General features: G+C 34.1%; 11 protein-coding genes. 5 read left to right on the top strand and 6 right to left on the bottom strand.

What is annotated here, in order from left to right:
- Nucleotides 1–17: 17 nt before the first annotated feature.
- A complete protein-coding gene (locus VB264_RS03265) occupies nt 18–1211 on the top strand; it encodes a hypothetical protein (protein ID WP_323246723.1) in 1194 nt (397 codons plus the stop codon).
- Nucleotides 1212–1492: 281 nt separating this feature from the next.
- Here the strand turns inward: VB264_RS03265 and VB264_RS03260 are convergent, their stop codons facing one another.
- Nucleotides 1493–2944, bottom strand: coding sequence for a DUF4369 domain-containing protein (locus VB264_RS03260; RefSeq protein ID WP_323246721.1), 1452 nt, complete (start codon nt 2942–2944; stop codon nt 1493–1495).
- A gap of 209 nt (nt 2945–3153) precedes the next feature.
- Here VB264_RS03260 and VB264_RS03255 point away from each other — a divergent pair, with 209 nt between their 5' ends.
- Nucleotides 3154–3936, top strand: coding sequence for a YdcF family protein (locus tag VB264_RS03255; RefSeq protein ID WP_323246719.1), 783 nt, complete (start codon nt 3154–3156; stop codon nt 3934–3936).
- Here the strand turns inward: VB264_RS03255 and bla are convergent.
- The 3 genes from bla to pfkA form a co-directional block, all read right to left on the bottom strand.
- Nucleotides 3933–4688, bottom strand: coding sequence for a subclass B1 metallo-beta-lactamase (gene bla / locus VB264_RS03250; RefSeq protein WP_323246717.1), 756 nt, complete (start codon nt 4686–4688; stop codon nt 3933–3935). The genes VB264_RS03255 and bla overlap by 4 nt on opposite strands.
- A 140-nt stretch (nt 4689–4828) precedes the next feature.
- On the bottom strand, nt 4829–5632 hold the full coding sequence (locus VB264_RS03245; RefSeq protein ID WP_323246715.1) for a DUF6896 domain-containing protein: 804 nt from the start codon (nt 5630–5632) through the stop codon (nt 4829–4831).
- 235 nt (nt 5633–5867) lie between these two features.
- Nucleotides 5868–6842 (bottom strand): 6-phosphofructokinase, encoded by a 975-nt coding sequence (pfkA, locus tag VB264_RS03240; RefSeq protein ID WP_309919927.1) that lies wholly within the window; start codon nt 6840–6842, stop codon nt 5868–5870.
- A 357-nt stretch (nt 6843–7199) separates the two neighbouring features.
- Here pfkA and VB264_RS03235 point away from each other — a divergent pair, with 357 nt between their 5' ends.
- Nucleotides 7200–8756 (top strand): DUF5723 family protein, encoded by a 1557-nt coding sequence (locus VB264_RS03235; protein WP_323246713.1) that lies wholly within the window; start codon nt 7200–7202, stop codon nt 8754–8756.
- Between the two features lie 6 nt (nt 8757–8762).
- Here the strand turns inward: VB264_RS03235 and radC are convergent, their stop codons facing one another.
- Nucleotides 8763–9464: a RadC family protein gene (gene radC / locus VB264_RS03230; protein ID WP_323246712.1), complete on the bottom strand. Its 702-nt coding sequence runs from the start codon at nt 9462–9464 to the stop codon at nt 8763–8765.
- 360 nt (nt 9465–9824) lie between these two features.
- Entirely contained in the window at nt 9825–10079 is a 255-nt protein-coding gene (gene rpsT / locus VB264_RS03225; protein ID WP_309919933.1) for a 30S ribosomal protein S20, read from the bottom strand.
- A 143-nt stretch (nt 10080–10222) separates the two neighbouring features.
- Between rpsT and VB264_RS03220 the strand changes: the two genes are divergently transcribed.
- Together VB264_RS03220 and VB264_RS03215 are read left to right on the top strand one after the other, a co-directional pair.
- On the top strand, nt 10223–11248 hold the full coding sequence (locus VB264_RS03220; protein WP_323246709.1) for a zinc dependent phospholipase C family protein: 1026 nt from the start codon (nt 10223–10225) through the stop codon (nt 11246–11248).
- 60 nt (nt 11249–11308) lie between these two features.
- Nucleotides 11309–12484: a class I SAM-dependent rRNA methyltransferase gene (locus VB264_RS03215; protein ID WP_323246708.1), complete on the top strand. Its 1176-nt coding sequence runs from the start codon at nt 11309–11311 to the stop codon at nt 12482–12484.
- Nucleotides 12485–12667 lie beyond the last annotated feature (183 nt).

The raw sequence follows: 12667 nt of genomic DNA, 5'->3' as shown, positions 1-12667 counted from the left end.
CGCCCCAATATTTTACCTTGAAAAGAACATTACCAAGCTTAATCAAAGCCCTAGAAAAACATCGATCTACAGGAAAACCATTGAAAGCCATTGTCGGCTTCGATGCTTACATTGATTCTATTCAAAAAATTGTGAATAATAATGAAGACAGTCAAAACCATTATTTTGAGACAATTAGTGATTTAGCAACGCAATTGGCTGCTCTTTCAGGAAAAAATACCAAAGTAAATCTTAGGCAATTAGAAATGATAATGAATGGTAATGCTCCTATTCTTGCCAATTCATTAGGGGCATTGGGTGTCAAGAATATTTGTATTGCTACAATGGGCTATCCAGATATTAGTGGTGTATTTGAAGAAATGCATCCTAATTGTGAATTAGTCTCTATCGCTTCTCCTGCCAAAACTACTATTTTGGAATTTAATGATGGCAAAATAATTTTTTCAGAAGAAAGTACTTTTGAACAACTCACGTGGTCGTATGTGGCAGCAGTAGCAGGTGTGGAGAACCTGAGCAGGGGGATTTACGAAAGCTCGTTATTAGCTTTTGTCAACTGGGCAAATATCAAATATTGTACTGATATTTGGAAAGGATTCTTAGAAGACATCGTTGTGAATTTGTCACCAGAGGCCACTAGACAATCACCAAAATACTTTTCTAGAAATAAAATTCAAGAAGAAGAAGATGCATTCGGTATGCGTCATAAAAATTTCTTCTTTGACCTTTCTGATATTAGCAAACGAACTAAAGAAGAAATCCTTGAAATTCTAGATGTAGTTGGATGTTATGCTCAATATGGCAAAGTAAGTTTAGCTATGAACGAAAGCGAGGCGAAATATATTTATGGTTTGAAGCAAGATAACCCAGACGCAACATTACCTGACATTTTAAAAAACATTATTAGTACTTATCATATTCAACAGATTTTTGTTCATGCACACGAAGAAGCATTGATGATTTATAAAAATCATGTTTACGAAGTGAAAGGTAAAAGTTCTTTCCAAAAGCGTATCTCCACAGGTGGCAGAGACAATTTTAATGCAGGAGCTTGCCTAGGATTAATGCTCGATTTATTACCAGAACAAATTCTTGCATTAGCAGTAGGCAATTATGAAGCTTATCTTGGTACTGGAGCCAGTTTAGAACTTAGCGAATTGATTGATTATTTAAAAGATTGGGAGAAAGAACGACATCATGAAGTTTTGGTATAAGTAATAAGTAAAATATGGTTTATCACTAATTTCCCTTTAATTAGAAGATTCTCACACATTTTTGTATTTACTCTCGTCCTTACTTTTCTTTCCTTGATGAAAGAAAAGTAACCGCACGGCGGACCGCAAAAGAAAATCAAGAATTCCTAATCGCATCGGCGAACCGACTCGCTTCGCTCAAACAGTAGGAATTCGAGGAACATCAATCACAAAAAAGCGGTCGAAATTAGTTTTTCGACCGCTTTTTTATGATTTCAAAATTCGGGATGACTCATGTTTGTTTATCTGATATTTTTAGAAGCCTTTTGTTTTCTGGTAAAATCAATAAAATCTTCTACTTGTTCTACTGGTAAACGTTTGGCAATAATCTTTTTGTCTTTATCCAATACATAAATTACTGGCGTAGCATATACATCAAAATTATTTTTAAAGTCGGTGTAATACTCTTCTTTACCTGTTAGGGCATTTTTATGAATATCTATCCCATTAATTAATTCTTCTAGCTTAAATTCTTTGATAAACCCTTTCCATTTTAAAGGCGTTCTGTCGATTGAAGCAGCTACTACTTTTACATTTTTAGTTTTTAAAGTTTGATAGGCTTTTTTCAATTTCGGAGCAGACTCGCGACAATGGCTACATTCAGGGTCATAAATAAACAAAACAGTATAATCAGCAGGTATACGTGGAATATCAATTTCTCTTCCCAAAGTGTCTGTAAGGTACATATCTGGCAATTTTTTACCTATCAAAAGGGGTTTCAATATTGCCACTCTTTCTTTCATTCTTCTTACAGTAGAAGTATCCCATAATGATGGTTCGCCGATATAATATTTCTCTGCCATGTGTACAAATGCGCCATCTGTCCCTAAGATTTTTGGATTTTCATACTGACTAGAGATTTTATAAATTGTATATCTTCTTACATCTCTCGAAGTAGCTCTTGCCAATACAAAATCAGCCTCTTTAGCAATAGAATCGGATACTTGAACAGTCAAATCGTCAAAATAACGTTCCAATTTCTTTTGTAAAAATGGTGTACGCATCATTCTATCATCTTTTAAATCAACATTATCCCAAAAATGAGCTTTATAATATTGAAATTGATACTGATACATCGCTGCGGTATCTGCTTTAGTTTGAAGAGGCTTCGGATATGTTGGAATTTCTGGCTCCTGTGATGATTTAATCAATTTGCCAGCAAATAAATTCTCATTAGCTTTTAACCAATCTTTTTGAAATTGAGTGGTACTAGCTTGGACTTTCTTTATTTTAGCATCAACAGTTGCCGATTTTCCTTTTTTACTTTCAGCTTCCAAGGCTTTCATCTCATCAAATCGGTCAGACATTTCTTGTTGAAATTTAAAGAAAGCCTCATTTTCTTTAGAACCCGTTATTTTCATTTTACGGATTAGATTAACCGTATCCGTTTCAAACGCAAACTCTTGGTTACCAATAATGACATCAAAATATTTACCCTTTGGTAACGAAACCAAATATAGTCCTTCAGGCAATTTTTTGTCTCCTTTAAAAAGGAAATTACCTTCCGAATCAACCTTCGCAGTATCTTTTATTACTTGTTGATTATAACCAAAATAATGTGCTAAAAAAACAGTGGTATCTTTGATGCCTTTTATTTTTCCTTTGATAGAAAAACCTTCACTTGTCTGGGCTAAAAGCTGATTAGAAAAACCAGTAATACTTAGTAGGAGTAAAATTTGAAATATTCTTTTCATTAGTTTAACTGTTGTTGCTATGTTTTTAAATTGTAAGAGCCTGAAGAATGTTATTTTTTCTCAAAGTTACGCTAGTAAAGCATTAAGAAAAAGTATTTAGTAGTTTTGTAAACGATTCTTAAATAATTTCATCCTTACGCATATTTCACCTTGTTTCACTAAAGGTTATTAACGATTTTTATTTCCAAACAGACATACCTTTTTCCAATATGTTTTACTTTCTTTCTAAAGTACTTTTTTATGTACTAATGCCTCTTTCTCTAACCATCTTTGTATTAGTTTGGGCAATTTTTACCAAGAATCCTCAACGTAAAAAGCAATTATTAATCAGTACGTTAGTAATGATTTTTGTATTTGGCAATGATTTTATCGTAAACGAAGGTTTTATGCTTTGGGAAACTCCTGCTACTTCTCCTGAAACTATTGTTGAGCCTTATGATGTCGGTATTATTCTAACGGGTGGAATGATTAGCAATAAAGAAGGAACTCCTCAGCAGATTTTTGTCGATAAAACGGCTGATAGATTTATCCAACCCCTTCGTTTATATAAACAAGGCAAAATAAAGAAAATACTTATAACGGGAGGTAATACTGATTTAACTATCATTAGAACAGATTTTTCGGATGAAAACCTAAAAACTGCACAATTATTAGAAGAATTAGGCGTAAAAAAATCAGACCTTATCTTAGAAACCAAAGCTAGAAATACCCGAGAAAATGCTTCTTTCACGGCTGAAATACTTCGTAAAAAGCCCGAGCTAGGCAACAAATATCTATTATTTACCTCAGCTTTTCACATGAGACGCTCGTTAGGCTGTTTTGAAAAAGCAGGATTGACGGTCACTCCTTTTAGTACAGCCTTCAAATCAAAAGCAAGGGTTTTTACTTTTAGTAGTCTGATTGTTCCAAGCGAAGGTGCCTATTATGAAGGCTATCACTTAATTCATGAGATTCTGGGATATTGTGTTTATAGGGTATTGGGGTATTGCTAAGGTTTGAATAATTTAATGGTATAATCAAGTAATGCTTTGTTTCCGTATTCTCCATGTCCGGGAACAACGATTTTTACATTTGGATATGCCTTTTTAACTTTTTCAACGGTACTCGACCACTCTGCAATAGTAGCATCACCTAAATAGCCTTTGCCTGCCTCTAATTCTTTAATTAAACATCCTCCAAACAAAATATTTTCGCTCGGATAATAACCTATTACATTATCTTTTGTATGTCCTTCTCCGAAAAACTTTGTAACAATATGTTCCTTGCCAACTTTTAAAATAAGCGAATCTTTGAAACTATTTTTGGGAACAACATAATTATTTTCTTTGGCCAATTCAATAGTTTTGAAATAGGCATACGAAGGAATATCATTATCATCAAATGCTTTTAAACCACCCAAACAATCATCATGAAAATGGGTTGGGATAATGGCATTTATTTTACAATGGAGCTTTTCTTTTATCCATTTGATTAACTCTTCTGCACTTTTGTCGTTAGTTGGTGTATCGAAAACAACTACCTCATTATTATTTCTGACGATAAGTCCGTTACAAGGAACATATCCAAAATCATTCGTTTGTTTAAATGAGGTATGTTCAAAAGAATTCTTAGCAATTTGGGTGATAATTAAATCCTTGGATTTGTAAATCTCTTTAAGTTTAAACGCCTCTCTTTTTTGAGCAATACCTTTAAAGTTTGTAATAGAGATTAGAATGATTAATAGGGTTTTTATGAGGGGTTTCATTTTTTGTTTGTGATTTATGGTAAGGTTATGTTACGGATTTTTGCGCTAAATTCTTCTAGAATTCGAAATGTTTAGTACAAATGTTTCATAGAAACGCACAGTCTATCATATTGTCACACAGATATTGCGTATTCGCTTTTTCATTTTTTTAGACCTATGAATTTCCAAAAGTTAAATTTAGGCTTTTCATTTTGCTTATTTTGGAGTTCATCTAATCTATTTAGTTCTTCATAAGATTTAATTGCTACTTTTTGTCTGTCAGCAACCACAATTCCATTATGGTTTCCAACATTTGAACTTATTCTTTCAAATTTGCCCAGTGAAATCATTTTTTCATTTATTACAACTCCGTCTGCATAGTCTTCAAATATTTCTACAGGTAATGGATTATATTGGGGTGTAGATTTTATATAACTGGTAAAAAAATAAGGGTCTAAATCTCCAAATTCAAGTCCAATAAAGAGAGGGACTTCTATAATTTGTCCCGTTTTGTTATTTTCAAATCCACAATGAAAACCGTGAACGTAATATCTCCAATTTTCAACTTTGCCAGTTCTTCTTTTGTCTAGTTTAAGCTCATTAAAAGTCTCCATTGGAAAGTCTTTGTTCAATTTTAAGCCAAGCTTATCAACTAACTTAAAAAGAAGTTCTTCTCCTAATTGTCTGTAATCCTTTGCACACTGCTCAAAAAAATCTTGATTATCTTCAATTTCTTGGTGTGTGATAAGTTTTGCAATATTTATTTCAGGGTTGACGGTATGTACTGCAACTTGGAAACCTGAAAGTTCCTTTTTTAGATTTTGTCCGATTGCTTCTATTTGAATTTGAAGTTCATTTTCAAAAACAAGTTTCAATGTCCGTTCTCGTGGAATTGCCCTAATAGATTCAAGTGTTGGAATCTGTTCAAATGTATTGATAGAAATTATGTCTGTCGTTCTGTTCAATGATGTAGGTTTTAAAATGAAGCATTATGAAAAAAAGCTTGGTGTTGTTGGGGAATTACAAGTCTAACTGTTCATGTAGAAACTCAATAATTGCAGATGTTTTTATTCATTGACAAATTTATAAGAGGTTGGATGCATTAACAAATTTTATTTGGTTCATAGGATTATGGTGTTAATTTGAAACAAAAAGGGTTTTGACAAAAATGCCAAAACCCTTTTTAATGCTAAGTCAACACTACTTACTCAAAATCCCAGCAAGTCTTAATAAATCTGTATTGATTACTTTCTTCATGGTGATAGTATCATGGAAAGCTGTATAGACTAATTGGTCGTTTACGATACCTGCCATTTCGTTTTTATGACCTGCTAAAAGCCCTTCTAAAGCACCCAACCCTAAACGACTAGCCAAGATTCTGTCAGCAGCACTTGGGCTTCCTCCTCTTTGGATATGACCAAGGTTTGTTACACGAATATCAACAGGAATATCAATTGTTTTCTTGATTCTGTCTGCAATAACTGCTGCATTACCTTCTTCGTCTCCTTCTGCTACAATGACGATTGATGATGTTTTTTTCTTATTAAAGCCTGCTTTCAATGTTTCAACTACATCTTCAACAGTTTGTCTTTCTTCAGGAATTAAGATTGATTCTGCACCACCCGAAATACCCGACTGAATAGCAATATAGCCAGAGTCACGTCCCATTACTTCAATAAAGAATACTCTATCGTGCGAATCTGCCGTATCTCTGATTTTATCAATTGCATCTAAGGCTGTATTTACCGCTGTATCATAACCTACTGTAAAATCTGTTCCGAAAAGGTCGTTATCTATGGTTCCTGGTACACCAACTGTTGGAATTTGGAATTCATTAAAGAAAATTTCAGCACCAGTAAAAGTTCCGTTTCCTCCGATAGCTACTAAACCTTCAATGCCATGTGACTTCAACTGTTCGTAGCCTTTTTTTCTACCTTCTGGAGTCATAAATTCTTTACTTCTCGCAGATTTCAAAATCGTTCCACCACGCTGAATAATATTACTTACAGATTGAGAATTAAGAGGAATAATGTCTCCCTTAATCATTCCGTTATATCCACGAATTATTCCAAAAATTTCGACTCCATGATGTAGCCCTCCTCTAACGACTGCTCTAATCGAAGCGTTCATACCCGGTGCATCACCTCCTGAAGTAAATACTGCAATTCTTTTCATGCTGGTAAAGATTGTATTTTAGTAAAGTTGGTTAATAGTAGTTACTTAGTTTACAGAAATAACAAATATCATTATTTCCATAAGCAAAACCTCACAAATTTATTGTTTAAAAGTGATGTTTCTAATATTTTTTCAAAAAATTACAGTTTAATAAAACATAAATAGTAAATTATGTAAATATTCCAATATTAAATTGAACTGTTTACCTTTTAACTCCAAATCATAATATTTTTGCACTAAAATCTATATAGCTAATAAGTAATTTGTATTAGCGGTATATTTGTAAAATTATTTATCCATTAATTTATTACCGCTACCGTTTTTGTAGTAATAGCAAAGTACACAAAACCACTAACAATGCTTAGATTAATTTTTTATTTTTTTATATGTTTATTTTTCTCTTTTGGAGTCGCAGCACAACAATGGTTAGGTATTTCTGGAAGTAATTATGCAGGTACTAATTCAGTTTATACTAATCCTGCTAATGTAGTAGACTCAAGGTATAAAGTATATATTAACTTAGCAAGCAATGATTTTTTTTTAACGAATAACTTCACCAATTGGGAAGCGCCTTATTCTGTCTTGCAACTCTTCAGTAATACTGTTCCTACTCAATACAGAAACCCTGTTAACAACAACATTCTTTTTAAAGACGAATATTTAGCGGCTAATCAAAGTACTGGACTTAAACACCTACACACCATTGATGATTTCAGAGGACCATCTGCTTTAATCAACCTGAATAACAGACAATCTTTTGCTGTTTTGACACGCGTACGAACTGGCATCAATTTCACAGGTATGGAAAGCCAATTTTCTGAACTAATTCGTACAAATATTAAAAATGAAGGTATTCAAAACCAGTTGGTTAACCTAAATGGCACTACTTTCAACGCAAATAGCTTTGTTGAATTTGGGCTTAGTTTTGGGCAAGTATTGATGAGCGAAGACGAAGACTTTGTCAAAGTTGGTCTTACGGTTAAGCGATTAGTGGGTTTATATTCTGCCCACTTGATGATAGACAGAGCTAATTATGATATTGTATCCGACCCAGCCAACCGTACCGAGCGTTTATTAAGAATTAATAGTCTTGTGGCTCAATATGGATATACAAAAAATGAAGCTTTTGAAAACGCAAAGTTTAGTCCCGGATGGATTTTTGGCAATCAATCTGCTGGTAGTGGCTGGGGCGTAGATATTGGTATTGTGTATGAGTTTCGTCCAGATTTACGTAAATTCTCGTATCGTGAAAAGGGTGTTTTGAAATTAGACCCAAGTAAAAACAAATATCAATTTCGAGTGGGTGTTTCATTATTGGATATTGGTGGGCTAAAGTATTCTAATCCTAATTATGTAAAAAATTGGGATATAAATACTACGAATAAAGTTTTTAATTCAAAAGACTATAAAAAAGTACAAGGACTTAATGACGGCCTCGACCGTATCAATGCTTCTTTAAACCTGAGTGAAGATCAAGCTCAGTCATTATTTCACACTAGTTTACCAACAGCTTTCAGCGTAAATTTTGATTATCATTACAAAAACAATATTTACATCAATAGCGTTTGGACACATGCTTTAAGAAGTGACAATTCTATTGGTATAAAATCTCCTTCGTTGCTAGCAATAACCCCTAGATGGGAAACTAAATGGGCAGAAGTGGCTATGCCTTTTGCACTATTAGATAATTATAGCACCTTTTCATTTGGCTTGTCTGCTCGCCTAGGGCCTGTTTTTCTGGGAACTGACAACTTGGGAAGTATATTAAATATCGGCACACCTCGGGGGCTAGATTTATACTTTGGTGCTAGTATTCCTATCTTCAGAAAACCGCCAACTGTTCCTAATGCCTGTTTTTATGAAAAGGGCGCTCGTAAAAGTTTAATAGAAACAATGATGTTCTGGAAAAAATAGGTTCTTTCATAACATTCCTTCGTCGGCAAAGCTGAAGTATTTTTTATCGGTAAAAATCAGGTGGTCTAATACAGGTATATCTAGATGCTGTCCTCCTGCTCTTAATTTTTGTGTAAGGTCTTTATCTACCTGACTAGGGCTTAAATTACCCGAAGGATGATTGTGCGATAGAATAATACCGCTCGCTAAGTGTTCTAAAGCTACTTTAAATATCATTTTAGGGTCAGCAATTGTGCCAGATACGCCACCGATGCTTACTCTTTCACATTTCATTACATCGTTGGCACGGTTGAGTAAGATAACCCAAAATTCTTCATGCTGTAAATCTGACAGATGAGGTTTTAGTACTTCATAAGCATCTGCTGAACACCTAATCCTTGGGCGTTCTGTTTTCTCTGTGTTTTTCTTTCTCCTCCCTAATTCTAAGGCACTGACTATCGTAATGGCTTTCGCTTCACCAATTCCTTTAAACTTAGCTAAATCTTTCACAGAGAGCCTCGCTAGTTGATTCAAATCATTATTTACACTCTGGAGTATTACTTTGGCAATATCAATGGCTGTCATGTTCTGAATACCTGTAGCAATTAATATCCCTAGCAATTCTGCGTCTGATAAGGCTGCTTTGCCTTTGATAAGTAGTTTTTCACGAGGTCTATCTTCTTCTGCCCAAGATTTGATATTGAGATGGGTATTCTCGTAGGACTTCATAGGTGTTAAGTTTTAAAGCGTTAATATAGTGTATGTATTTTATTTTTGACGAAATCAACTATTGAAGCTGTTTAAACTTTCCCTTTCGGATTAAACTAAGTCTTTTAGAATAGCTTGTTCCAAAATTTACTCAACGTAGCGATGCTATGCTTCGCAAATTTTGAAAAAATCAATCCAAAAATACAATACTTTCACCTCAGAAACGAAAAGTTTAAACAGCTTCATTATCGTATTTCAGTAGAAACGATATTTTATAAATATTAAATTAAAACTAAAATATTTTTTTTACAAAATTTTAGGCATAAAAAAAGACCTCTCTTTCCAGAAAGGTCATTTTTTTATGAATATTTCAAAGCTATATTAAGCTATTTTATTCACTAACTTTGCTAACTTAGATTTCAAGTTAGAAGCTTTGTTCTTGTGAATAATGTTCTTCTTAGCTAATTTGTCAAGAGCAGAAGAAACTTTTTGATAAAGATCAGTAGCAACTACTTTATCGTGTGTCAAGCGCAATTTCTTCACCATTGTACGTGTAGTTTTGTGCTGATAACGATTACGTAATCTTTTTGCTTCGTTTGCTCTGATTCTTTTTAAAGATGATTTGTGATTTGCCATGTTTATTTCCCGAATAATATTGGTTTTCTGATTTTCTATTATTGAGGTGCAAAGGTACATCTTTTTTAAGATAATACAAGTGCATATTTACAAAAACTTTTAAATTAGCTAGAATTAGCTTTTTATACCTAAAGTATATCGCCATGAGAAAAATATTTTTACTCCTTCTTTTATGTTCATTTTCCAACATTTCAGCTTCATTTGCTTTTAAAAGTAAAGGCTATATTACCCCAAAACCTTGCCTGAATACTCATAAGGACACAAAATGGGGATTTTTCGCACATCAACGCATTAATCAGTTAGCTATCTTTACTTTACCACCCGAGATGATTTCTTTCTACAAAACAAACTTATATTATATTGTAGAACACTCGGTTGCTCCCGACCGTCGAAGGTATGCTGTGCAGGACGAAGCCCCAAAACATTACATTGATTTGGATAGCTATGGTGATAGTGCCATTTACAAACTCCCACATTACTGGAATGATGCTGTTGAAAAATTTTCAGAAGATAGTTTATTCAAGCATGGTATCGTTCCTTGGCATATTCAGTTCATGAAGTTTCAACTGACAAAGGCATTTGAAGAAAAAAATGCTCAAAAGATTCTCAAAGTCTCTGCTGAAATTGGTCATTATATCGCTGATGCCAATGTGCCACTTCATACTTCGTCTAATTACAACGGACAAAAAACTAATCAAATCGGTATTCATGGTTTTTGGGAATCTCGATTACCAGAATTATTTGCTAGTAACTATGATTTCTTAGTAGGCTCGGCTACTTATGAAAAATCTATCAGTAAACGAACTTGGGAAGCCGTCAGCCATGCAAATGCGTGTTTAGATTCCGTTTTTGCCTTTGAAAAATACCTAAACGCCTCCACCAACACAAGTAAAAAATATAGTATTGAAGAGCATAACGGGCAAAATGTCAAGAAGTATGCTAAAGACTATTCAAAAAAATACCATGAAGCATTGAGTGGACAAGTAGAAAGGCAAATGCGAAGGTCTATCAAAATGATTGGTGATTTTTGGTACACTGCTTGGATAGATGCTGGTCAGCCAGATTTAAGCAACATACAGTTTGTTCCATCCGCTAAAGAAAAACAAGCCGATGAAAAAGAACAGCAAACATGGCTTCAAAAACTGTTTAAAGTACGAGATGAAAATTGATTCCTTTGAAAATGCAGGGTGAATAAGGATTAAAACGATTTTCATCTGTAATTTTGTGGTATGAAATCACAAATTATTTTAAAAGCAGGTAAGGAAAACCCTGTGAAACGTTTTCACCCTTGGATTTTTTCGGGTGCTATTGCAAAAATTATTGGCAGTCCTACTGATGGTGAAGCCGTTGATGTGTTTGATTCGCACAAAAACTATTTGGCTACTGGACATTATCATGAAGGAAGTATCGCTGTGAAAATATTTTCTTTTCAAGAAACTGACGCTGATGAAAACTTCTGGTTTGATAAAATCCAAAAGGCTTATCAGGTGCGTCAATTAATTGATTTTGAAACTACTAATTGTTACCGTTTAATCCATGGCGAGGGTGATGGTTGCCCAGGACTAATCATTGATTTCTACAATGGCGTTGCCGTTTTTCAAGCCCATAGCATCGGTATGTATCTTGAAAAAGAGAAAATTGCGGTAGCCTTACAAAAAGTATATGGAGATAAATTAATCGCTATTTATAATAAATCGCACGAAACGCTTCCTAACCAGTTTGCGTCAACCGTTCAGAATGGTTATTTATTTGGTGCGTGTACAGTACCACACCCTGTCCTTGAAAATGGTTTTAAGTTTATGATTAACTGGGAGACTGGACAAAAAACTGGTTTTTTCCTTGACCAAAGAGATAACAGGGCCTTATTAGCAAAATATTCAAAAGGCAAAAAAGTATTGAATTCATTCTGTTATTCAGGTGGCTTTTCGATGTATGCTTTGGGGGCCGAGGCTGAATTAGTGCATTCTGTTGACGTTTCTCAGAAAGCAATCGACTTGGTTACTCAAAATATCGAAGCAAACAATTTTCAAGGGTTAAATCATCAGGCTTATGCCGAAGATGTAATGAAGTACTTGAAAGCTAACGACCAGTTTTATGATTTAATCGTACTTGACCCACCTGCTTACGCCAAAAACGTAGCTACACGTCATAATGCTATTCAAGGGTATAAGAGATTGAATACTGAAGGTTTTAAAAGATTAGCGAAGGGAGGAATTTTATTTACGTTTTCTTGTTCACAGGTAGTTGACAGAGAGCTATTTTATAATACTGTCGTTTCTGCTGCGCTAGAAGCTGGACGACAAGCCAAAGTATTACATCACCTTACACAGCCTGCTGACCACCCTGTGAATTTCTTTCACCCAGAAGGCAGTTATCTAAAAGGCTTAGTGCTTTATGTAGAATAAAGATTTATGCGAATATATTAGCTTTCTTAAGGGCATCTATTATCGTTCTTAAGAAAGCTAATTTGGCTTCCCTTGAAAATTGTTTTTCGATATTACTTTACGATAAAATCCACTCATGTTCTGGGTGGATTTTTGCTTTCATCTGGGATGATTTATTTGAAAAATACAATTTTATTTGATTTG

The sequence above is a fragment of the Arcicella aquatica genome (genome assembly GCF_034928825.1).
GTDB lineage: Bacteria > Bacteroidota > Bacteroidia > Cytophagales > Spirosomataceae > Arcicella > Arcicella aquatica.
This window is presented reverse-complemented; position numbering and strand designations above follow the sequence as displayed.